General features: G+C 72.3%; 17 protein-coding genes. 10 read left to right on the top strand and 7 right to left on the bottom strand.

The features are described from left to right. The first annotated feature begins 48 nt into the window (after positions 1-48). Complete coding sequence (locus ACQPWZ_RS01625) at positions 49-1,284, top strand: cytochrome P450 family protein (RefSeq protein ID WP_340471303.1); 1,236 nt, start codon at positions 49-51, stop codon at positions 1,282-1,284. 339 nt (positions 1,285-1,623) lie between these two features. Then, the gene (locus ACQPWZ_RS01620) at positions 1,624-2,268 is read left to right on the top strand and encodes a ScbR family autoregulator-binding transcription factor (RefSeq protein ID WP_433570375.1); all 645 of its coding nucleotides are present in this window, start codon (positions 1,624-1,626) and stop codon (positions 2,266-2,268) included. 361 nt (positions 2,269-2,629) lie between these two features. Here the strand turns inward: ACQPWZ_RS01620 and ACQPWZ_RS01615 are convergent, their stop codons facing one another. Continuing rightward, complete coding sequence (locus tag ACQPWZ_RS01615; protein WP_433570374.1) at positions 2,630-3,283, bottom strand: ScbR family autoregulator-binding transcription factor; 654 nt, start codon at positions 3,281-3,283, stop codon at positions 2,630-2,632. 355 nt (positions 3,284-3,638) lie between these two features. On the opposite strand from ACQPWZ_RS01615, the gene ACQPWZ_RS01610 reads away from it, so the two are divergent. After that, entirely contained in the window at positions 3,639-4,472 is an 834-nt protein-coding gene (locus tag ACQPWZ_RS01610) for an AfsR/SARP family transcriptional regulator (protein WP_383247724.1), read from the top strand. A gap of 839 nt (positions 4,473-5,311) precedes the next feature. Here ACQPWZ_RS01610 and ACQPWZ_RS01605 read toward each other — a convergent pair. Both ACQPWZ_RS01605 and ACQPWZ_RS01600 read right to left on the bottom strand, forming a co-directional pair. After that, positions 5,312-6,349: a BTAD domain-containing putative transcriptional regulator gene (locus tag ACQPWZ_RS01605; protein WP_433570373.1), complete on the bottom strand. Its 1,038-nt coding sequence runs from the start codon at positions 6,347-6,349 to the stop codon at positions 5,312-5,314. After that, the gene (locus ACQPWZ_RS01600) at positions 6,346-7,086 is read right to left on the bottom strand and encodes a thioesterase II family protein (RefSeq protein WP_433570372.1); all 741 of its coding nucleotides are present in this window, start codon (positions 7,084-7,086) and stop codon (positions 6,346-6,348) included. Before ACQPWZ_RS01600 ends, ACQPWZ_RS01605 begins: the two co-directional genes overlap by 4 nt. A gap of 312 nt (positions 7,087-7,398) precedes the next feature. Here ACQPWZ_RS01600 and ACQPWZ_RS01595 point away from each other — a divergent pair, with 312 nt between their 5' ends. Beyond that, a complete protein-coding gene (locus ACQPWZ_RS01595; RefSeq protein WP_433570371.1) occupies positions 7,399-8,220 on the top strand; it encodes an AfsR/SARP family transcriptional regulator in 822 nt (273 codons plus the stop codon). A gap of 95 nt (positions 8,221-8,315) precedes the next feature. Here the strand turns inward: ACQPWZ_RS01595 and ACQPWZ_RS01590 are convergent, their stop codons facing one another. Further along, the gene (locus ACQPWZ_RS01590; protein ID WP_340471296.1) at positions 8,316-8,753 is read right to left on the bottom strand and encodes a nuclear transport factor 2 family protein; all 438 of its coding nucleotides are present in this window, start codon (positions 8,751-8,753) and stop codon (positions 8,316-8,318) included. A gap of 165 nt (positions 8,754-8,918) precedes the next feature. On the opposite strand from ACQPWZ_RS01590, the gene ACQPWZ_RS01585 reads away from it, so the two are divergent. Continuing rightward, positions 8,919-9,881 carry an aromatase/cyclase gene (locus tag ACQPWZ_RS01585; RefSeq protein ID WP_433570370.1) on the top strand — a complete coding sequence of 321 codons (963 nt, stop codon included), beginning with the start codon at positions 8,919-8,921 and terminating at the stop codon, positions 9,879-9,881. A gap of 126 nt (positions 9,882-10,007) precedes the next feature. Here the strand turns inward: ACQPWZ_RS01585 and cimA are convergent, their stop codons facing one another. After that, positions 10,008-11,648, bottom strand: a complete 1,641-nt coding sequence (gene cimA / locus ACQPWZ_RS01580) for a citramalate synthase (protein ID WP_433570369.1) — start codon at positions 11,646-11,648, stop codon at positions 10,008-10,010. Positions 11,649-12,144: 496 nt separating this feature from the next. Between cimA and ACQPWZ_RS01575 the strand changes: the two genes are divergently transcribed. Both ACQPWZ_RS01575 and ACQPWZ_RS01570 read left to right on the top strand, forming a co-directional pair. Continuing rightward, entirely contained in the window at positions 12,145-14,391 is a 2,247-nt protein-coding gene (locus ACQPWZ_RS01575; RefSeq protein WP_433570368.1) for a condensation domain-containing protein, read from the top strand. Positions 14,392-14,484: 93 nt separating this feature from the next. After that, positions 14,485-14,853, top strand: coding sequence for a hypothetical protein (locus ACQPWZ_RS01570; protein ID WP_433570367.1), 369 nt, complete (start codon positions 14,485-14,487; stop codon positions 14,851-14,853). 211 nt (positions 14,854-15,064) lie between these two features. Here the strand turns inward: ACQPWZ_RS01570 and ACQPWZ_RS01565 are convergent, their stop codons facing one another. Together ACQPWZ_RS01565 and ACQPWZ_RS01560 are read right to left on the bottom strand one after the other, a co-directional pair. Continuing rightward, the gene (locus tag ACQPWZ_RS01565) at positions 15,065-15,952 is read right to left on the bottom strand and encodes an SAM-dependent methyltransferase (RefSeq protein ID WP_433570366.1); all 888 of its coding nucleotides are present in this window, start codon (positions 15,950-15,952) and stop codon (positions 15,065-15,067) included. A gap of 240 nt (positions 15,953-16,192) precedes the next feature. Then, positions 16,193-17,071 carry an AfsR/SARP family transcriptional regulator gene (locus ACQPWZ_RS01560; RefSeq protein ID WP_433570365.1) on the bottom strand — a complete coding sequence of 293 codons (879 nt, stop codon included), beginning with the start codon at positions 17,069-17,071 and terminating at the stop codon, positions 16,193-16,195. A 383-nt stretch (positions 17,072-17,454) separates the two neighbouring features. Between ACQPWZ_RS01560 and ACQPWZ_RS01555 the strand changes: the two genes are divergently transcribed. The 3 genes from ACQPWZ_RS01555 (at position 17,455) to ACQPWZ_RS01545 (ending at position 20,507) form a co-directional block, all read left to right on the top strand. Continuing rightward, positions 17,455-18,237, top strand: a complete 783-nt coding sequence (locus ACQPWZ_RS01555; RefSeq protein ID WP_340471289.1) for an SDR family NAD(P)-dependent oxidoreductase — start codon at positions 17,455-17,457, stop codon at positions 18,235-18,237. 134 nt (positions 18,238-18,371) lie between these two features. Beyond that, entirely contained in the window at positions 18,372-19,232 is an 861-nt protein-coding gene (locus ACQPWZ_RS01550) for a DUF4097 family beta strand repeat-containing protein (protein ID WP_340471288.1), read from the top strand. A 495-nt stretch (positions 19,233-19,727) separates the two neighbouring features. Next, positions 19,728-20,507, top strand: a complete 780-nt coding sequence (locus ACQPWZ_RS01545) for a thioesterase II family protein (RefSeq protein ID WP_433570364.1) — start codon at positions 19,728-19,730, stop codon at positions 20,505-20,507. The last annotated feature ends 358 nt before the right edge of the window (positions 20,508-20,865 follow it).

The raw sequence follows: 20,865 nt of genomic DNA, 5'->3' as shown, positions 1-20,865 counted from the left end.
TAGGTCCGGCTGTATCTGACGAATTCTGACGAACGAGGGAGAGCGTTGATGGAAGCGACTTCTTGCCCATATGCGTTGGATGTTTCGGGGCGTGATCTGAACGGTGAAGCCGCGCGGTTGCGGGAGCAGGGCCCGGCCGTCCAGGTGGAGCTGCCGGGTGGTGTCGTGGCGTGGGCGGTGGTGCGTCAGGACTGTGTGGAACGGTTGTTGATCGATCCGCGGGTGTCGAAGGATGCGCGGCAGCACTGGCCGGCGTTCCGGGAGGGGCGGATCACGGCGGAGTGGCCGTTGTATCCGTGGGTCGCGAACGAGAACATGCTGTTCGCCTACGGGGAGCAGCACACGCGCTTGCGGCGGTTGGTGGCGGGGGCGTTCACACTTCGGCGCAGTGAGGCATTGCGGCCGCGGGTGGAAGCGATCACTGCCGAACTGGTGGACGATCTCGCGGCGGTACCGGCGGGTGAGGTGGTGGATCTGCGGGCGTCGTTCGCGGAGTTGCTGCCGATGCGAGTGATCTGTGAGCTGTTCGGGGTGGAGCAGGGTGAGGCGACGAGCGCCCTGTGCGCGGCGATGCACACCGTCTTCAGCACCACGGTCAGTGCGCAAGAAATGGAGGCCGCCAGTTTGCAGTCGTTCGGGCTGCTGTCGGACCTGGTCGCGGCGAAGCGGAAGCAGCCGGGCGACGATCTGACGTCGTCGCTGATCGAGGTGCACGACCAGGGCGGCGGCTTGTCCGAGCAGGAGCTGCTGGGCACGTTGTATCTGATGCTGGCCGGTGGGCAGGACACCACCTGCACCCTGATCACCAACGCGGTCGGTGCGCTGCTGGCCAACCCGGACCAGCTGACTCATGTGCGGGAGGGCCGGGCCGGCTGGGAGGACGTGGTCGACGAGACGATGCGGATGCACACCCCCGGCGCCTACTCACCTATGCGGTTCGCGGTGGAAGATATTGATCTTGATGGTGTTCTGATTCCCCAGGGTGACCCCATTCTGGTCAACTTCGCCGCCGGCGGGCGCGACCCGGGACGGCACGGTGAGCAGGCAGGGGAGTTCGACCTGCTGCGCACCGGCCGTGACCTGTTGGGCTTCGGGCATGGTGTGCACCGCTGTATGGGGGTGCCGTTGGCGACCATCGAGGCGACGACTGCTTTTGCGGCGCTGTTCGACCGATTCCCTGACGTGGCGCTCGCCGTCCCGGTCGGTGAGCTGCGGCCGATGGAGACGTTCCTGATGAATGGTTACGGTTCGCTGCCTGTTGTGCTGCGGCCTGTTGTGGCCTGATCTGCCGCCCGGCCGGGCTGGGTGCCGTTGAACTCCGCAAGCCTGCTCCAGGCTTGCGGAGTTCGTCGTTCCGGATGCGGGACGGATCTGCCTCGCGTGTGGGGTGTTGTGGGTCTCGCGCGCCCTGTACTAGAAACCGCCTTAGCGGTTTGTTATTGTATGAGGCATGGAGAATGGTCTGTGGGGTGCGCGTTCGTGCCCGTGCCTGGGTGTGTGCTCGTCGCTGGTCGGGTCTTGTGGCCGATGGGGAAGCGGGTGCGGGGTGCTTGTGGCTGTGCCGGTCGCCGGCGTGGCCCGTTGCCCGTCCCTTAGTTCCTGTCGCGTTGCCGGGGTGCGTTGATGGTTGTGCAGGAGCGCGCGGTGCGTACGCGCAACGCCTTGATCGTGTCTGCTGCGGAGTTGTTCGACCGTGACGGTTTCGAGGTGGCGTCGTTGTCCATGATCAGCGCTCGGGCGGGGGTGAGCAGTGGGGCGTTGCACTTCCATTTCTCCAGCAAAGCGGCGTTGGCGGATGCGGTGGGTCAGGAGGCGGCGCAACGCCTGGAGATGATCATCCGTCAGCGAGGGGACGGTGGGTTGCAGGTGCTGATCGATGCCACTCATGCGCTGGTGCGGGCCCTGGATCGTGATGCGGTGCTGCGGGCGGGGTTCGGTCTGAGTGACCGTGCGGAGCACGACCAGGTGGGTGCGGGCCTGCGTCGTGTCTGGCAGGAGTGGGTGGAGGGCGTTCTGGTGCGGGCCGAGGGGGAGGGTGTGCTGGCCGGCGGGCCGTCGGTGCGCGACGCGGTCACGGCGGTGGTGGCGGTCACCGCGGGCCTGGAGACCCTGGGCCGTCAGGATGCGAGCTGGCTCTCGCAGACCCCTCTCACCCGGTTCTGGGGACTGCTGCTGCCCCGTCTCGCCGCCGCTTCGTGCCTCGAGACCCTGGTGGCCTCCGGCACCTGCACCCCCGCGGTCACCGCGACGGCCTCCGCCCAGCAGTGAGCGCGGCCGCCGCGTGCGGACAGTGGCCCGAACTCCCGTCGCCCGGCGGCCTTGCCTGTTGCCGGTCGTCCGGAGGCTGTGACGGCGACGCTGCTATGACGGGCCGCGGGCCGCACGCCTGCTGACGCTTGTCGGACCCGTACTGGACACCTTGCGCGTGCCAGTCTGTGCCCCGCTGTGCTGGTCGCCGTGCCCCCGGCCGGCTCCCTTGCACGTATCGCCCGCCCCGCCATCGCGCACGGCCTCATCCTCCGGTGGTGTCCCCTCGCGGCCCACCGGCGCCGGTGGGCCGCGAGGGGCGTCGCGCACGTCCGGCGTGGCATGGCCTGCGGCGATCGACACGTCTGCGGGCGGCGTCTGTTCACTGCGGGTGGGGTGGGCGCGGGGTGTGGGTGCCGGCGGGTTGGAGAGTGGGGAGGGTGGTGGGGGTGGCCAGGCAGCGCAGGGCGAGTTCCCACCAGTTGGTGAGGGTTTCGTGGGACAGCCAGGTGGCGTCGTGTCGGGCGAGGGTTTCGAGGCCGGTGGTGGCTGCGACGATGGAGGCAGCCGTCTCGTGGGGGATTGCCGCTTCGGTGAGCAGGTCGGCGCGGGCTGCTTCGGTGAGCTGTTGCTGGACGTACGTCTGCCACTGGCCGCAGAGGTCCTGCCCGCCGCGGTGGGCGATGGTGCGCGTCTGTTCGCAGCTGAGCCGGTAGCCGGCGCGGGCGACGACATCGGTGCGCAGCTGCTCGGCGAGGGCGTGCGAGGCATCGGTGAGCCGCTGCAGTGCGTTCACGCCGGGCCGGCGGGCGGCCGCTCCGGCCGCCCGCCGCAGCCGCATGCCCGCCGATGCCTGTACTGCGCGGGCCAGGGCTGCCTTGTTCTCGAAGTGGAAGTGCAGCGCGCCGGGGCTGACCCCGGCATCCGCGCTGATCTGCGCCAGGCGTGCCTGGACGTACCCGTGCTGCTGGAAGGCCTCCGCCGCGGAGTGGACCAGTGCCCGACGGGTGCGCACGGCGCGTTCCTGTTGCTTCACCGCTGACTCCTCGCGACTCGGGACGCCTATATTAAACCATCCCAGCGGTTTGCTTCTAGGGCTGCCACGGATCGCCTGACGAGCCTTCGTCTGCCCCGCCACGCTCCGCCGGCCGGCCCATTTCCCTTCCCTGCGCTGCTGTTCGGGCGGGGTGTCGCCATCCGCAGGGGTGCTCGGCGGATGCAGGGGTGCTCGAGAGCGGCCGGGAGATGAATGGAAACAGCACGAACGGTCGGGGATTGACAAACCGCCCGTCCCGTTTTTTACTCGTGGTGCCGAGAGACAGGCTCTGCCGCAGCCCTCGGACGACCGGCGTGGCTACTCATGCGCGACATACACGGACAGGGGATACGGCGTGGATATCGAGGTATTGGGCGGGCTGGCCGTCACGGAGAACGGGGTCCCGGTGACGCCGACGGCCCCGAAACCGCGTCAGGTGCTGGCTCTGCTGGCCCTGCACGCCGACCAGGTGGTGCCGGTGGCGATGCTGATCGAGGAACTGTGGGGCGAGCGGCCGCCGCGCAGCGCACGGACCACGTTGCAGACCTACATCCTGCAGTTGCGAGAGCTGATCGCCGGCGCGCTGGCACACGATCCGCAGGGGAGTGTGCCGCGGACGGCGAAGGATGTGCTGCGCACCCTGCCCGGCGGCTACTTCCTGCAGACCTCGGGGGGTGCCAGTGATGTCCGTGAGTTCGAGCGGCTGGCCGGGATGGGCTACCGGGCCATGGATGCCGACGACTTCGCGGGCGCGGCGCGTCGGCTGCGGGAGGCGCTGACGCTGTGGAGCGGTGCCGCGCTGGTCGACATCCAGCCCGGCCCTCAGCTGGAGATGGAGATCCGCCGGCTCGAGGAGAGCCGGCTGTGCGCGCTCTATCAGCGCATCGAGGCGGACCTGCGGCTCGGCCGGCACCGTGAACTCGTGGGCGAACTCACCGTCCTCGTCAGCCGATACCGCACCCACGAGAACCTGCACGGCCAGTTCATGCTCGCCCTGCACCGCTCCGGACGCCGCGGTGAGGCGCTCGATGTCTACCAGCGGCTGCGCACCAGCCTGGTCCGCGACCTCGGCCTGGAACCCTCCGTGGCCCTGCGTCGGCTCCAGCGTTCCATCCTCATGACCGGCCCCGACACCCTCCTTGCGGAGACGTCCGCACCCGCCGCCCAGCGCCTCACCCGCACCGGGTGACCCCCGGGCCCGGCCAGGTCCCTTCCTGCCCAGGCCCCGGCCGGCCCCGGCACCCCTGCCGCGCCTTCCGTCCTCACGTCGTGCACCCCCCACGGGCCCCAACCCGGCCCGCTCTCCAGGGCCCTGCACCCCCGGGCCACACACCGGCAGCTCCCATCCCACGGGCTGCACCGGCCGACCAGCGCACCCGCCACGGCACGCTTCGGGCCCGCCGCGAAGAGACCCTTCGCGGCGGGCCCGCTGCATTCCCCGGTCCGGCCTCGGAGGAGCCTGCCGCACGGCACGGGCCCCACGGCGGTCCCCGGTCCACCGGGCGACCGCCGGGGGTCTGCGGCCTGATGGACGGCCTGATGGAAGGCGTCGACACCCTCGGCAGGTCCGGCGTGGCGGTCCGCGGCCCCGGGATGTGGCAACCGGCGGAATGGGCCCGCGGCCGCACCCTAGCTCTGTTGGTGCCTCAACTCCTGCATCCGGGGGAGCTGTTGCATCACACATCGCGGACCGGCCCGCGGAACACCGCAACCGACACCGGTTCATGCCCGCCGGGGTGCGGACGCCCGCCGCCTCCTGTGCGGCTGCCCGGTCACGCGCGCTCAGCGCCCTCGTACGGGTGGTCCCGGCCACAACCGTGTCGGCGCGCGGCGAGGGCGCTGGATACAGCTCACCCGGTTCCTGCCGCGCCTCGCGGTGGTGGTTCCTGCCAGGTCCCTGCCGGTGCCGGTCGCCGGCTCTTCTCACCCGGCCCATGGGGCGGTGCTCGGGTGTCGGCTCGCCCGGTCGTGCAGGCGATCGGGCGACCCTGACTGCCCCCGCTCTTGGGTGACGGTGTGGGCCGGAGGTCAGGAGGCGCGGTGCTGGTGGGCGGTGAGGGTTTCGAAGCGGTCGAGCAGGGCGCGTTGTTGGCGGTCGAGATCGTCGATGCGCTGCTGGAGGCGGGCGATCTCGCCGTCCAGGTGCGGCTGTTGAGGCCCGGCACCCGCACTGGTGCCGGTGCCGTGGGGGGTGGACAGGCCGGGGGACTGGTGGAGGATGGCCTGCATCCGGGCGTGGAGTGCGGGGCCGGGTTCGATGCCCAGGCCGCTCACCAGGCAGCGGCGTGCGCGTTCGTAGACGCCCAGGGCTTCGGCCTGCCGGCCGCTGCGGTAGAGGGCGACCATCAGCAGGTCGTAGAAGCGTTCCCGCAGGGGGTGGCCGGCCGTGAGCCGTTCCAGCTCGCCGGTGATCTCGCTGTGCCGGGCGCAGCGCAGCCGCAACTCGTACAGGGCTTCCAAGGTGGCGAGTCGTTGCTCCTCCAGCCGGTCGGCCTCCATGCTGCCGATCGGCCCGTACCGGCTGTCCTGCAGGGCGGGGCCGCGCCACAGGGACAGCGCCTGGTGCAGGAGGTCCCCGGCGCGGTGCGGGTCGCCGGCCGCCGACCGGCTCTGTGCGCAGAGCAGGTCGAAGTGCTGGACGTCGGTGGTGGCCCGGCCCAGGCTCAGCAGATACCCGGCCGGCAGGGTCGTGATCCTTGCTCGCCTCTCCTCGCCGGGGACGCGGTCCGTACTGGGCGGTCCGGGCAGTAGCCGGCGTAGGCGGGCAACATGGGCCTGTAGGGCGTTGGGGGCGTTCGCGGGGGGCTCGGTGCCCCACAGTTCTTCCACGAGCCTGTCCGTGCAGAGCAGTTCACCGGCGTGCGAGACGAACGCGCACAGCAGGGCCCGCTGTTTGGAGCCCGCGGGTACGACGCTGGTGCCCGTGGGCCCGTCGTGGATGTCCACCGGCCCCAGCAGCCGGAACACCACCCCCGCAGCCCGCTCCGCACCGCGGGTCTCCGCTCCCGGCCAGGTCTGCGGCTCCGCTCCTGTCTCCCCGGCGGTGGCGCGGGCCGGGCGGGTCATCGCAGGATCCCGGGTGCGGGCGGGGCGGGGAGGCTGAGGGCGTGGCGGAGGTCCCGGGTGATCTGTGCGGTCAGTGCGGTGGGGTCGTTCTGGAAGTAGAAGTGGCCGCCGTCGAACAGGTGCAGGCCGAGGAAGTGCCGGGACCGGGCGGCCCAGCCGGTGAGCCGCTCGGGCGGTGAGGTCGTGTCGCGGGTGCCGCCGTACACCGAGAGCGGTACCGGCAGCGGTGCGGCGGCCGGGTCGGGGCGCCAGGTTTCCGCCACCCGCAGGTCGGCGCGGATGGCGGGGGCGAACAGGGCCCACAGTTCGGCGTCGTCGAGGACGGCGGGCGGCGTGCCGCCCATGGAGAGCAGTTCGCGGCGCAGTGCCTCATCGTCGAGGAGGTGGCGGCCGGCGGCCTCGCCGCCGGGGTGGGGCGCGGCGCGCGCCGACAGGCCCACCCAACGGGGCAGGGTGCGGCCCTCGGCGAGCAGCCGACGGGTCAGCTCATAGGCGACGACGCCGCCCATGCTGTGCCCGAACAGGGCGAAGGGGCTGGTGAGTTCGGGCCCCAGCTCGTCCAGGAAGTGGTCCACCAGCGCCGCGGTGTCGGCGACCGGCGGGCGCGCGTCGAGCGGTCCGCGGCCGGGTGCGTCGGGGATGCGGACCTGCCAGCCGGCCGGGAAGTGGGCCGGCCAGTCGCGGTACATCAGATGCGAACCACCCGCGTGGTGGAACACGAACAGGCGCAGGCGCATGTCTCACTCCGTCGACGCTGTGGGTCAGGGCAGTTGGACGATAGCCGCTGCCCGCACGCAGTGCCGACCTGCGCGAGTCGCTTTCGAGGGGCCGTGAACCCATTCTCCAGCCCGCCGCGCCAGGCCTCCATGAGGCCCCTGTTCTCGCCTTCTGCGGGCGCGGCGCAATCCGGCCGTGGTGATCTCCGCAGTCTCTGGAGGGCCGCTCGAATGCGGGTCCAGAGACCGGGGGACAGGGCCCGCTGCGAGCTAGCGTCGTATCGGCCGAAGGATTCGAGCCACCCAGGAACTCGACCGGTAGGGGGAGAAACCGTGGAGATTCAGGTTCTGGGTCCGTTGCGCGTCGACGTCAACGGGCTCTCGATCGTTCCGACCGCGGGCAAGCCGCGGCAGCTGCTCGCCCTGTTCGCCTTCAATCCGGGCCGGATCGTGCCCGTGCACACGCTGATGGAAGAGCTCTGGAGAACGGAGCTGCCCCAGAGCGCCCTGACCACCCTGCAGACCTATGTCCTGCAACTGCGCCGCCGGCTGGGGACCGCGATGGGTCCCGATGCCCCCGGAGCGGCCAAGGAGGTCCTGGCCACCCGGCACGGCGGCTATCTGCTGCAGATCCCGCCGCAGGCGGTCGACGTGCACCGCTACGAGCATCTGGTGACCGGAGGCCAACAGGCCTTCGAACTGGGCGAGGACGACCGTGCGGCGAGCCTCCTGCGCGCCGCGCTCGACCTGTGGCAGGGCCCGGCTCTGGTGGATGTGCGGGCAGGTTCGGTCCTCGCGATCGAGGTCATGCGGCTGGAGGAGAGCCGGCTGGTGACCGTCGAACGGAGGATCGACGCCGACCTGCGCCTGGGCCGGCACGGTGAACTCATCGCCGAGCTACGTGACCTGATCACCCGTCACCCACGGCACGAGGGACTGCACTCCCAGGCCATGGTGGCGCTGTACCGGTCGGGCCGGCAGGCCACCGCACTGGACGTGTACCGCAGCCTGCGCGCCCGCTTGATCGAGGAACTGGGCGTCGAGCCCTCTCCGCAGCTCCAGCGGCTGCACCAGGCGATGCTCACGGTCGACCCGGCACTCGACCAGGTCAGCTCACCGCGGCGCACCTCCACCTACGGCCTCTACGCCGCCTGATCCCCGCGTCCGGCCTCTGCCGGCCACGGACCGGCCGCCCGCCTGCCGGAGCGCCCGGCCGGCGCCCGGAGGCCAGGGGGACCGGGCGGGGCGCGTCAGGTGTGGTCGTCGTCGCGGGTCAGGAGCCGGTGCCGGATGCGCCAGGTGTTGCCGGAGCGGACCAGGACGTCCTGCATCGCGCACACGTGCAGCCTGCCCGCCCTGTAGGCGAGCGCGCTGCAGCGGGTGGACAGGGTCCCGTCCGGCTGCGGATGGACCTCGAGCATGCCGATCCAGCGCCGGGTGCGGGCACCGGCCGTATCCCGGCCCGCCGGACCGGACGCCCGGGCGGCGAGGCGGGATCGACCGCGTACCGGCCGGCCGGGCAGCGGGGCCACCAGGACGGCGTCCTCGGTGAACGTCTGCGCCCAGCGTTCGCCGTCCTGGGCGTCGGCGAGCTGCAACTGGTGCGCGTAGAACTGCTGGACCTGCGCATACAGCAGGCCGAACTCCGCCGTCCGCGCGGCGGGTCGGGTACGGATCTCGGTGGGCATGGTGCCTGCCTTTCCTCTTCCCCTCCCGGGGTGTTCACGGAGACAGGGCGAGTGTGCGGCGCCCGGGTCGAGCACTCTTCGAGGACTCCTCGAGCGCACCGGTCGACGGTGAAAGGCGCCGGGCGGGACCGCGGTCGCCGGCCCAACAGCCGTGAGGAGAACGTGATGTCAGGTGAGCGCGTGCACCGTGCAGGGCATTCGGTCGAGGTGGCGTCACCGGCCGAAGCCGTCTACCAGTTGATCGCCGACGCGGTGCAGTGGCCGCTGCTGTTCCCCGCCACCGTCCACGTCGAGCCGCTGGACGCCGACGGACGCTCCCAGCGGCTGCGCCTGTGGGAACGGGCCGACGGCCGCGTCGGCTGCCGGCTGTCCCACCGGGTGCTGGACCCCCACCGGCGCCGGATCACCTTCCGCCGTCTCGACCCGCCTGCCCCGGCCGGCAGCATGACCGGGATCTGGGGCGTGCAGGAACGGGACGGCGGCGGCAGCCTGCTGACCCTGCTGCACGAGTTCACCCTCCCCGGCGACCGGCCCGACGAAGCCGCCCGCATCGCCCGCGCCACCGGTGAGGCCACCCGCACCGCCCTGGCCCGCCTGAAGCACCTCGCCGAACACGCAGGCACCCGCAGTGCGCTGCAGCTGGCCTTCGAGGACTCGTTGCGCGTCAACGGCCCCCCGGAGCTGGTGTACGACTTCCTGTACCGGGTCGGCGACTGGCCTGGTCTGGTTCCCCATGTGGAACGACTGGAGTGGGTGGAACAGGCGCCGGGCGTACAGGTGATGTCGATGGACACCCGCGCCGCGGGCGGAACGGTGTCCACCACCGAGTCGGTACGGATGTGCTTCCCGCACGCCGGCCGGATCGTGCACAAACAGACCGCCCCCGCGGCCCTGGTCGCCGCCCACACGGGGGAGTGGTCGGTCCTGCCCGACGAGCGGGGGGTCACGGTCGTCGCCGAACAGCGGATGCTGCTGTGCGAACAGGCCGTACGCGACCTGCCGGGCGACGGCCCGGCCGCGAGTATCGCCCTCGCCCGCCGCCGGGTCCGCGAAGCAGTCGGCCGCCGGTCCACCGCCACCCTGCAACTCGCCAAACGGCACGCGGAGTCCGCAGTCCGCATGCTGTGACCCTCCCAGGCCGCGGGCCCCGGCCCCCGGGCATCAGCAGCGTCCTGGGGGTGGGGTGCGGCGGCCCGCCCCGGTATGTCCTGCCCCCGGCGGGCGGGCGGACCGGCGCGGGACCGGGACCGGCGGCTAGTGGGCGGGTTCGGGTTCGGGTTCGATGCCGGCGCGCAGCAGGCCGTAGCTGTAGGCGTCCTGAAGTGCCTGCAGGGAGGCGGCGATGATGTTGTCGGCGACGCCGACGGTGGTCCAGGCGCTGGTGCTGTCGGCGGTGGAGATCAGGACCCGGGTCCGGGATTCGGTGGTGTGCTCGCCGGCCAGAATGCGGACCGTGTAGTCGACGAGCTCCATCTTGGCGAGTTCGGGGTACGGGCCTTCCAGGGCCCGGCGCAGGGCCCGGTCCAGGGCGTTGACGGGGCCGTTGCCGTCGGCGGTGGCGACGATCCGCTCGCCCTTGGCCCACAGTTTCACGGTCGTCTCGTTGGCGTGGGTGCCGTCGGGGCGGTCCTCGGTGATGGCCCGCCAGGACTCGATGCGGAGGTAGCGGCGCGGGCGGCCCTCGGCCTCGGCGCGCAGCAGCAGTTCGAAGGAGGCGTCGGCGGCCTCGTAGGTGTAGCCGGCCAGTTCGCGTTCCTTGACCCGCTCCACGACTCGGCCGATCAGCGCGCGGTCGCCGCCGAGCTCGACACCGAGCTCCTTGCCCTTCAGCTCGATGGAGGCACGGCCCGCCATGTCGGAGACGAGCATCCGCATGGTGTTGCCGACCTGCTCCGGGGCGATGTGCTGGTACAGGTCCGGATCGACCTTGATCGCGGAGGCGTGCAGACCGGCCTTGTGCGCGAACGCGGACACTCCCACGTAGGGCTGATGTGTGGAGGGCGTGAGGTTGACGACCTCCGCGATCGCGTGCGAGATCCGGGTCATCTCCGCCAGCGCACCCTCGGGCAGCACGCTCTTGCCGTACTTGAGTTCCAGCGCGGCGACGACGGGGAACAGGTTGGCGTTGCCGACCCGCTCGCCGTAGCCGTTGGCGGTGCACTGGACGTGGGTCGCACCGGCGTCGACGGCGGCGAGGGTGTTCGCCACGGCACACCCGGTGTCGTCCTGGGCGTGGATGCCGAGCCGGGCGCCGGTGTCGGCGACGACGGTGGAGACGACGGCCTGGATCTGGGCGGGCAGCATGCCGCCGTTGGTGTCGCACAGGACCACCACATCGGCGCCCGCCTTTGACGCGGTCCGCACGACGGACTTCGCATAAGCGGGGTTCGCGCGATAACCGTCGAAGAAGTGCTCACAGTCCACGAACACCCGCCGGCCCTGCCCGCGCAGGAAGGAGACGGTGTCGCGGACCATCTCCAGGTTCTCCTCCAGGGTGGTGCGCAGGGCCAGTTCCACATGCCGGTCGTGCGCCTTCGCGACCAGGCACACCACCGGCGCGCCGGAGTCGACAAGTGCCTTGACCTGCACGTCGGTTGCGGCTTGCGTGCCGGGGCGGCGAGTGGCACCGAACGCGACCAGCTGCGCGTGCCGGAAGGTGATCTCCTGCTGCGCGCGGGCGAAGAACTCGGTGTCACGGGGGTTGGCACCCGGCCAGCCGCCCTCGATGAAGCCCACGCCGAACTCGTCCAGGTGCCGGGCGATCGTCAGCTTGTCCGTGACGGTGAGGTTGATGCCCTCACGCTGCGCGCCGTCGCGCAGGGTCGTGTCGAAGACATGGAAGGCGTCATCGACGGAAGCGGCGTCGGCCTGCTTCCCCAATCTGGGTACTTCCATGGCGAGCTCCTCGTGCTCGTGTCCACTTCTGCCTCTTGGCACGCTACGCAGACACAGGGCATGGGCCCCGCTCCCTCCACCCGCCGTGGACGGGACCTCCAAGGGACCTGATGACACCTTCGAGCCCGCGCCGCCTGGCTTGAACCGCCGCCCACGTGGCTCGAACACCCTCCCACCTGGCCGGAAGGCAGGGGCTCCCTGGCCGGAATCCCCCGCTCCCTTCAGACCGTCGGCCCGTCGGCCCGTCGGCCGCCCGGCCTGTCGGCCCGCCTCGGCCGGCGGAACGCGTTCCCGCGGGGCCCGGCCCGCCGCGTCCACCCACCGCCCCTTGTGCTCCTGACCCGGTCCCGTCCGCTCCTGCCCGTCGGTTCGGTCGGGGCACGAGTGCCGTGTCGGCCCGGTGTCAGGGCTGTGTCGGCGAGTCCGCACATACTCGTTCAGCGCTTCCACCGAGGGAGGAGGGCGGGGTCTTCTCCGGCGCGTCCCCGAAGAGACGATGAGCAACAGCCCCTTCGCACGCGGAACGCGGAACGAACCGACGGCCGTCGTCGTGGACTTCGGCCCGGCCCCCAACCCCGGGCTGCCCGCCCTGGAGGTGTACGGCGCGGTGGACGGCGCCCGTGTCCAGGACGCCCTGGACGGCATCGCGCTGCGCGATCCGGCCGCCGCGGCCTGGTGCCCGGTGCTCACCGCCCACGGCCCGGAGCACCACAGCCTGCGTTTCACTTCCGGTGCGGGCGCCGCACCCCGTGACTTCCCGCTCGGTCTGCTGGCCGATCTGCTCACCCGCCCCGCCACGGTCGGCGTGCCGCCGGCCCGCCGTATCGCCTCCACACCGCTCCAGCGCGAGCTGCTCGCCGACGCCGATGCCCACCCCGGCACCGGACGCCAGGTGGAGCAACTCGCCTGGGACTGGCACGGGCCGCTGGATTCCGAACGGTTCACGTCCGCCTGGCAGTCCGTCGTGGCCCGTGAGAGCGTGCTGCGCACCGCCTTCGACGACGGCCCCGAGCCCGCCACCGTGATCCACGACCGTATCGATGCCGAGGTTCAGCGGCTGCCCTGCACCCCCGCCGCCTGGCCCGCACTTCTCGAAAGCGACCGACGCCGCGGCCTGGACCCGCGCCGTCCTGGACCGCTGCGCATCACCGTCCTGGACACGCAGGCGACTCCGGCCGCCATCGGGCCCAGCCGGCTGCTCCTCACCTACCATCACGCCCTGCTCGACGCGTTCAGCGTGCGCCTGCTGCTGCGCGAGATCTGCCGGGCCTATCTCGCCGACGGCCGACTGCCGGGCGGGCAACGCCGCCCCGACATGGGCGACTACCTGCGTTGGCTCACCGGCCAGGACACCGCCCCCGCTGACGAGTTCTTCACCCGCAGCCTGCCCGGCGGCGATGGTCCCGTGGACGGGCGGGAGCTCATCCCCCATGCCCCACAACCTGCTGCCGGTGCAGACGGGTTCACCGGCGATGTGGCCGAACCGGCCGCCGAAGCCAAGGGGTTCACCGGACGGCCGGTCGCCGGACCGGGCACGCAGCCACTGGCCGTCGGGCTGAGCACGCCGGCAGGGGAAGCGGACGTGCCCGCCGGGGAGATGAGCGCCGTCGGAGGGGAGGCGTGGGACGACTGCGGCTGTGTCCGGTTCGGGCTCACCCTGAGTGAAAGCGGAGCGCTGGCCGCCTGGGCCGGCATCTGGGGGGTCACCGAGAGCACGGTGCTGCAGGCCGTGTGGGCGCTGCTGCTGTACCGCGCGGGCGGAGAGGCAGGCGCTGCGCCGGTACGGTTCAGCACCACCGTATCGGGCCGCGGTATCGGCCTGGAGGGAGTGGAACGCCTGCCCGGTGCGCTGAGCGGCCCGCAGCCGCTGTCGGTGAGGGTCGACCCGCGGGCCACTGTGCCCGCGCTGCTGGCCGAACTGCGCGACCGCGCACTGGACATGGCCGGGTACGAATGGGTGTCGGCGGGCCAGATCCACGCATGGACCGGGCAGCCGCCGGCGGCCGGGAGCCTCCTCACCTTCGAGACCCACCCGCCGCTCGGGAGCACGCTGGAGAGCGAACTCGCCGCCCTGGGAATCCGGGTGGAGCCCGTACCGCCGCCGGCCGGCCACCGCGGCTTCCCGCTTGCGCTGACCGCCCACCACGACGCAGCACGGCGCCTGGTGATGACCGCCTCCTACAGCCGGGCACCGCTCGCCGCCGCCGAGACCCTCGCCCGGCACACCCGTCTGCTCCTGTGCGAACTTCCCCACCGGGCGGGGGAGTCCACCACCGTCGCCCAGGTTCTCCAACTGCTTCCCAACGCCGGCACTCCATCCGGAGCCCTGCCGGCGGAGACCGGCAGCAGCACGCACACCCCCGCCGCCGGGCCGGCGCTGGTGGTGCTCCGGCGTGCCCGGCACCCCGGTGCGGGCACCGTTGCCCTGATGCAGGCGCAGGGCAGGCCGGAGGTGTTCCACGACCGGCTCGCGCACGCCTACCCCGGACCCGAGGAACTCATCCTGCTGGCCCCCGCGTCCGGCGGGCCGCCTGCCTGGGCGACCGCCCTCGCCGCACGGACCCGGGCCGGCACCCCGCTCGTCCTGGGCGCCCTGTCCGGGCAGGGAATCGTCGCCTGCGAGACCGCCCGCCTGGCCGCCGCGCACGGGGCGCGGCCCCGTGTCGTGATCCTGACCGACGACACCGGCGACACCGTCCGGCTCGCCCGCAGCCTCCACACCGCCACCCGACACCGCATCTGACCCGCCACCACCCGCCCGCCCGTGGACCTTTGGCGGGCGGGCGCATGAGTGGGAGTCGAGAAGGCCTCGAGTGTCGGGCGCGATCGTGGGGACATGCCCGAGGCGACGACTCAGCAGCGCACGGCACGACTCCTCGCCCTGGCCCGGGCGGAGGCCCTGCGGATGTCCGGCTCCGGCCCGGCGGGCGATGCGGGAGCGGTGACCGCCGCCGCGCTGCGTACGCACGCCGCCCTGTGCGCACGGCTGGGCCACAGCGTGCCCGTCACCGCTCTCTCCGCACGCCACGGGACGCGGGGCCTGGCCACCTTCCTGGCCGTCTACGCCGCCGCCGGCCAACAGGCGGCCACACCGGAGCGGCCCGGCCATCAGGCGGCCACACCGGACCGGCACACCGCGTCGGACGGGACCATCCGGGTGGAAGGAGGGCCTGTCGCCTCGGCTCACCTCCCGGTCCCACGGTGACGACCTGACGGCGGGCGACTCCTGGGGCCGATGACCGCCACCGGTCGGGAGGGTGCTCGAGCCGCGCTCGGCCACCGGTCGGGTCCGTCCGCCGCGGCCTACGCTGACCGCACCCTTTCCAGCAGCGCCCGTTCGGCGTCCCACCGCCGGGTGCCGAGCGATCCGCCCCCGCGGACCACTCCGGCTCCTTTCCCGCACCGGGCGCCGGGGGTCAGCGGCGGGCCGCGGTGATGCGGACGTTGCAGAGGATCCGGTCCTCCAGCGCGTGCGCGAGGATCCCCAGCCCTCGTTCGTAGCGGGTCACCACGTCCTCGCCCGCCAGGACCACGGCCACGTCCCGGCAGCGGGCCAGACGCTGGAGCCAGGCCCGGCAGGCCCGCGCGTACGACGCGTGCTCGTCCACGATCTCGAGGACGTCGAACGATCCGCCGGCGCCCTGCACCACTTCGCACAGGCGGGGGATGTGGCCTGTGGGGAAGGGAGATCCGGCGCTGCGCAGGAACGCGAGATCCGCCACTGGCCGGAGGCCGTCCGCCCGTGGCACCTGTGCGGTGAGGATGTGCAGGACCAGCCGTGCCCCGGGCCGCAGCGCCGCGCCCAATGAAGTGAAGAACGCGCGGTAGCGGGCAGCGCGTTCGTCTCGTGCCGACCCGGCGGGAACCACCTGTTCGAGCGTGTTGATGCCGAACGCCGCGTCGTAGGGACCGTCGGGGACGTGGTCCTGCCAGGTCTCGACCCGTGCCGAGATCCGCGGGTTGCCGAAGCCGGTGACGAACCGCTCCTGGATACGGCTGTGCGTCAGGCCCACGGCGTGTTCGACACCGTGGACGACGGTGAGCCGGTTGAGCAGGGTGCCCCAGCCGCAGCCGAGGTCCAGTACGCGCCGGGCTCCGGTGGCGCCGGCGAGTTCGACGAACCGGTCGAGCTTGCGTTCCTGCGCCTCGTCCAGCGTCTCGGCCAGGTCCTCGCCGTCCTCCCAGTAGCCGCCCGAGCTCACCATCGTCTCGCCCAGGAGCAGCCGGTGGAAGGCATCACCGGCCCCGGGAGGGTGCTCCGCGGTGTGGCCGCGGCGCACCGGCCTGCCGGGCACCGTCGTCATGTCCGTCCCCCAACTCTCCTGAGCGGTCTGTCGGGAGTCAACGAAACCGCGCCGCTCGCAACAGCGGCGCAACACGCGCCCCGGCCACGGCCGCCCGCGGGGCGGCGCACGCCCCGCCCCCGGCGGACGGGGCGAGGAGGCTCGGGACGCGCGCAGGTGGCTCGGGGCTGCCGGCTGCACGGCGCGGATGTGGCCCGTGGCGAGTGTCCCCGGCCTTCCGCGCTGGTGGGCCGCGGGCTGTCAGGCCGCCCGCCGGGGCGGGCTGCCCGGCGGGCGGGGCAGTGCCTCGAACGCGCCCAGCAGGACCGGGTCCAGCACCGTACTGCCTGCCCGGCAGGCTGTGGGCCGCCGCCGTGGCACGGCCGGCCGGCCGGAGCGCAGCAACTCCAGGTACGCGGCTTGCGTTTCGGCCGCGGGGTCGATGCCCAGTTCTTCGGCCAGGACCTCCCGCAGGCGGTGGTAGGCGCGCAGGGCGTCCGCCCGGTTGCCCGCAGCGGCGTGTGCCGTCATCCGGCAGCGGTGGGCACTCTCCCGCAGCGGCGCATGGCGCACTGCCTCCTCGGCGTACCGCAGCGCGGGATGCTCCTCGCCCAGCCCGACGGCCGACAGGCTCGCCAACTCCAGTGCGCGCAGCCGCAGATCCTCCAGTCGCTCGCGCACCCCGCCCGCCCATTCGCCCTCCTGTGCGGGCAGGAACGACCCGCGCAACTGGGCAACGGCGCCCGCCGAGAGCCGCTGCGCCATCGCATGCCCGCCGGCCGCCAGCGCCGCCTCCGCCTGCGCGACCGCCTGTTCGGCGGCCTCCACGTCGACGGCCGCGCCCTCCGGCAGCCGCAGCAGGTAGCGGCCGCTCTGCGACACCAATGGCGTTTCGCCCGGTCGCTGCAGCGGGCTCGCCAGATGCGCACGCACCCGGCTGACCACCCCCCGCAGCGCCGAGGCCCAGGTGTCGGGCAGGCCCTCGGGCCACAGGGTGTCGGCGAGATGCTCGCGCACGGTGCCCGACTCCCGCTCCAGAACCAGCCGCGCCAGTACCGCCTGCGCCTGGCCTCCGGACACGTGCAGCGGGGCAAGACCCTCGTGCTCGATGGTGACGAGACCTATGAGTCTGATCAGCAACTCCGACTCCCCCTGTCAGCCGCGGCGAGGGGATCCGCCCCCACCGCAGTCCCGGGACGCGCTCTTGCGTCCCTTGTCATTGAAATGACGACGGCTCGGACGCGGCTTGAGAACCGGATGAGGCGCCCGTACCGCCCTCTCCCCGCGCCCCACCCCCGACCCCGCACGCCCTGAGGACCCCCGTACCACCGGGTGTCGCGCCACCCCGCGGGCGTACTGCCGGCGCCGTACCGCCCTGCGGCCGCATCCCCAGAGGTGCCCGGCTCGAGATGTGCTCGAGGACCCGCCCACGCCCGCCTCAGGAACCGCGAACGGCCCTGATCCGCCAGCTACGTTGCCGGAGCACCGACCCCCACTCCGACGGGCTCGTGGAGGCTCACCCCATGACGGCAACGACGCGGACCACCGCCCTGATCACCGGCGCGACGGGCGGCATCGGCCTGAGCGTCGCCCGCGATCTGGGCCACCGAGGCCACCGCGTCTTCATCTGCGCGCGCACCGGAGAGCAGGTCGACCAGGCGGTCGAGGACCTGCGCGGCGAAGGCATCGACGCCCACGGCACCGACGCCGACGTCCGCTCGCGGCAGTCGGTCACCGAACTGGTGGCCGCCGCGGCGGCGTTCGGCCCGCTCGGGATCCTGGTGAACAACGCCGGCCGCAGCGGCGGCGGCCCGACCGCCGACCTCGCCGACGAACTCTGGTACGACGTCGTCGACACCAACCTCAACGGTGTCTTCCTGGTGACCAGCGAAGTTCTCAGAAACGGCGGCATGACCGGAACCGGGCACGGGCGGATCATCAACATCGCCTCCACCGCCGGTAAACAGGGCGTCCTGCTCGGTGCCCCGTACTCCGCCTCCAAACACGGCGTCGTCGGCTTCACCAAGGCCCTGGGCAAGGAACTGGCCCCGCACGGCATCACCGTCAACGCGGTCTGCCCCGGCTACGTCGAGACCCCGATGGCCGAACGGGTCCGTCAGGGCTACGCCGCGGCCTGGGAGACGACCGAGGAGTTCGTCCAGCAGCAGTTCGAGGCCCGCATCCCGCTCGGCCGCTACGCCACCCCGCAGGAAGTCGCGGGCCTGGTCGGCTATCTGACCACGGACAGCGCCGCGTCGATCACCGCCCAGGCACTGAACGTCTGCGGCGGACTCGGCGCCTTCTGACCCCCACCACCCCACCACGGTTGTCGACCACCCGACGACCGGTCACCCCTGTTGACCACCTGCCGTCACAGCGGCCGGCCCAGAGCACCCGTCCCAACGGCGGGGGCGAGAAACCAGACTGAGGATGGGAAAGCATGCCTACCTTCGAGACCCCGAAGCCGATCACCGCCACCGTCCACCTGGAGTCCGGCACTGTCCGGATCATCGCCTCGCAGCGCACCGACACGGTGGTGGAGGTCCACCCCGCCTCTGCCGCCGAGGCCGATGTGCAGGCGGCGCAGCAGACCCGGGCAGGCTGCACGAGCGGCAAGCTGATGGTCAAGACGCCCAAGGGGCGGGTGCTGAACGGCGCTCCGGGCAGGGTGCGGGTGGAGATCGCGCTCCCGCAGGGCTCCCGGCTCAACGCGACCGCCGCGCGCGGCTCCGTCACCTGCGCGGGGGCGATGGGGGAGTGCGGTGTGACGGTCCAGGACGGCGACATTCGCATCGAGCAGGCCGGCGCGGTGCAACTGCGCACCCACAACGGCGACATCACCGTGGTCCGCACCGGGGACGCCGAGATCGCCACCGGCAGCGGCGAACTGCGGATCGGTGCCGTCGTCGGCACCGCCGTGATCAAGAATTCCGACGGCCTCACCCAGCTGGACGAGATCACCGGCGAGGCGCAGCTGAAGACCGGCGAGGGCACCGTCTCCATCGGCATCGCCCGCGCCGCCGTCACCGCCACCTGCGCGACCGGGGACATCTGCATCGACGAGGCCCACGGCCGGGTCGACCTGCGCACCCGGGTCGGGAACATCCAGGTCGGCATCCCCGAGGGCACCGCCGCCTGGCTCGACGCCGACGCGCAGGCCGGCACGATCCACCGGATGCTGGACACCGCCGACGGGACGGGGGAGAGCGGCGCGAGCGTCGACGTCCGTGTCCGCACCAGCAGCGGCGACATCGTGGTCCACCGCGCCCAGCGCGCTCCCCTCGCCCGGCCCGGCCTCTGACCGGCCGTCACCCGGGCCGGAAGGCTGGGGCCGAGCAGCCGCAGCCGCACATCGCGACTGCGGACGGCCACCACACGGCGACCCGCAGGGGCCGTCCGGGCACCCGCCCGGACGGCCCTCGCGCCGTTTCCGCCCCGTGCAGTCACCATGCGGCCCGCCTCAGCTCGAAAGCGGCTCGAAAGACACTCGAAAACAACTCGGACCGGACTCGGACCGGACTCGGAAAACATCGGTGGCCATCACCGAAATTCTCCGGCAATCGGACACATCGAGCATCCCCACAGGTCAGCAACCGGGTCACGAACGAAAAGCAGCCCAGTGCCGCCGCGAGAATGTTCCTTGCCTCCCCGGACACTCGCTCATAACATCGGGAAGCCATTCCTGTGCACCGTGCCCCTGCGGCACGCACGGCACCACGGAAATCGTCCGAACGGCGAATTCCGCTTTCCCGTCCGCGCATTTCGCCGGACGTTTTCCCGATTCTGTCGAGGGGTCATGACGACACACATACGCCAGCGCTCCGGCCTGGTTCTCGAAAGCCCGTTCATCTGGCGTGCGCGCCGCCCCGGCAGCCGGCACCGGCTGTTCTGCTTCCCGCACGCCGGCGGCGGCGCGAGCGCGTTCGCCGACTGGGTGCCCGCCCTGCCCGCCGACATCGAGGTGGTGGCCGTGCAGCTGCCCGGCCGCCAGAACCGCATCCTGGAGGACCCGGCCACCGAGGTCGGCCCGCTGGTCCGGGACGTGACCGAGGCCCTCGGCCCGCTCCTCACCGGCTCGTTCTCCTTCTTCGGCCACTCCTGCGGTGCCCTGCTGGCATACGAGGTGGCCCAGCTCCTCCAGGCCCAGGGCGGCCCCCGCCCGGACCGCCTGTTCCTGTCCGCGCAGCCCTCACCCGCCGCGGCCGCGCTCCGCCCCAAGATCCACAACCTGTCGGAGGAGGAGTTCCGCGCCGAGGTCATGCGCCTCGGCGGCTTCGACGAGGAGGTCGCCGTGGACGAGGACGCCATGGACGCCCTCATCCCGACCGTGCTTGCCGACTTCGCCCTGTGGGAGCAGCACACCATGACGATGGGGCCGCTGCTGCAGAGCCCCATCACCGTGATGGTCGGCGAGACGGACGTCCGCGCTCCGCTGGAGACCATCGAAGGCTGGGGCGACCACACCGCCGCCGGGTTCGAGCAACGCATCTTCCCCGGCGGCCACTTCTACCTCTTCGACGCCGGCACGGACGCGGAGGTCTTCGCGTTCCTCGCCGAGGCGGTACTGGCTCACTAGGCCGTGTCCGCACCCCTCCCGTCCGGCCCGCCCGTCGCATCCGCGGCGGGCGCCGCCGTATCCGCCGCAGCTCAGCCGCCGCGCCCGGCTGCACCTGCGCCGGCTGCACTCGCCGCGGCTCCTGCGCCGCCCGCCACGCCGCACCCGCCCATCGGTCGCCGCCGACCCGCGGGCGCCGTCATTTCCCGGCAGTCCGGGAAATCTGCCATCCCGCCTTCCGCAGCAGGCTCCAGGGAGCCTCCAGAGGTTTTGTATCAGCCATCTCCCGGGCTGGTTTAGGCTTCGGTCAGGCTTACGAATTACGGGGAGAGGGCCCTTTGTCCGGCCCTTCGTCCGAGCGGTTCTGCCGCATGTTCTT

The sequence above is a fragment of the Streptomyces sp. CA-251247 genome, assembly GCF_050952975.1.
GTDB lineage: Bacteria > Actinomycetota > Actinomycetes > Streptomycetales > Streptomycetaceae > Streptomyces > Streptomyces achmelvichensis.
Note: the sequence above shows the minus strand (reverse complement) of the source record. Positions and strands in the feature narration are given on the sequence as shown.

What these genes read in the sequence shown, in the direction of transcription:
- ACQPWZ_RS01625 (WP_340471303.1), top strand. Translation starts at nt 49, where the DNA reads ATGGAAGCGACTTCTTGCCCATATGCGTTGGATGTTTCGGGGCGTGAT.
- ACQPWZ_RS01620 (WP_433570375.1), top strand. Translation starts at nt 1,624, where the DNA reads ATGGTTGTGCAGGAGCGCGCGGTGCGTACGCGCAACGCCTTGATCGTG.
- ACQPWZ_RS01605 (WP_433570373.1), bottom strand. Translation starts at nt 6,349, where the DNA reads ATGACCCGCCCGGCCCGCGCCACCGCCGGGGAGACAGGAGCGGAGCCG.
- ACQPWZ_RS01600 (WP_433570372.1), bottom strand. Translation starts at nt 7,086, where the DNA reads ATGCGCCTGCGCCTGTTCGTGTTCCACCACGCGGGTGGTTCGCATCTG.
- ACQPWZ_RS01590 (WP_340471296.1), bottom strand. Translation starts at nt 8,753, where the DNA reads ATGCCCACCGAGATCCGTACCCGACCCGCCGCGCGGACGGCGGAGTTC.
- ACQPWZ_RS01585 (WP_433570370.1), top strand. Translation starts at nt 8,919, where the DNA reads ATGTCAGGTGAGCGCGTGCACCGTGCAGGGCATTCGGTCGAGGTGGCG.
- cimA (WP_433570369.1), bottom strand. Translation starts at nt 11,648, where the DNA reads ATGGAAGTACCCAGATTGGGGAAGCAGGCCGACGCCGCTTCCGTCGAT.
- ACQPWZ_RS01575 (WP_433570368.1), top strand. Translation starts at nt 12,145, where the DNA reads ATGAGCAACAGCCCCTTCGCACGCGGAACGCGGAACGAACCGACGGCC.
- ACQPWZ_RS01570 (WP_433570367.1), top strand. Translation starts at nt 14,485, where the DNA reads ATGCCCGAGGCGACGACTCAGCAGCGCACGGCACGACTCCTCGCCCTG.
- ACQPWZ_RS01565 (WP_433570366.1), bottom strand. Translation starts at nt 15,952, where the DNA reads ATGACGACGGTGCCCGGCAGGCCGGTGCGCCGCGGCCACACCGCGGAG.
- ACQPWZ_RS01555 (WP_340471289.1), top strand. Translation starts at nt 17,455, where the DNA reads ATGACGGCAACGACGCGGACCACCGCCCTGATCACCGGCGCGACGGGC.
- ACQPWZ_RS01550 (WP_340471288.1), top strand. Translation starts at nt 18,372, where the DNA reads ATGCCTACCTTCGAGACCCCGAAGCCGATCACCGCCACCGTCCACCTG.
- ACQPWZ_RS01545 (WP_433570364.1), top strand. Translation starts at nt 19,728, where the DNA reads ATGACGACACACATACGCCAGCGCTCCGGCCTGGTTCTCGAAAGCCCG.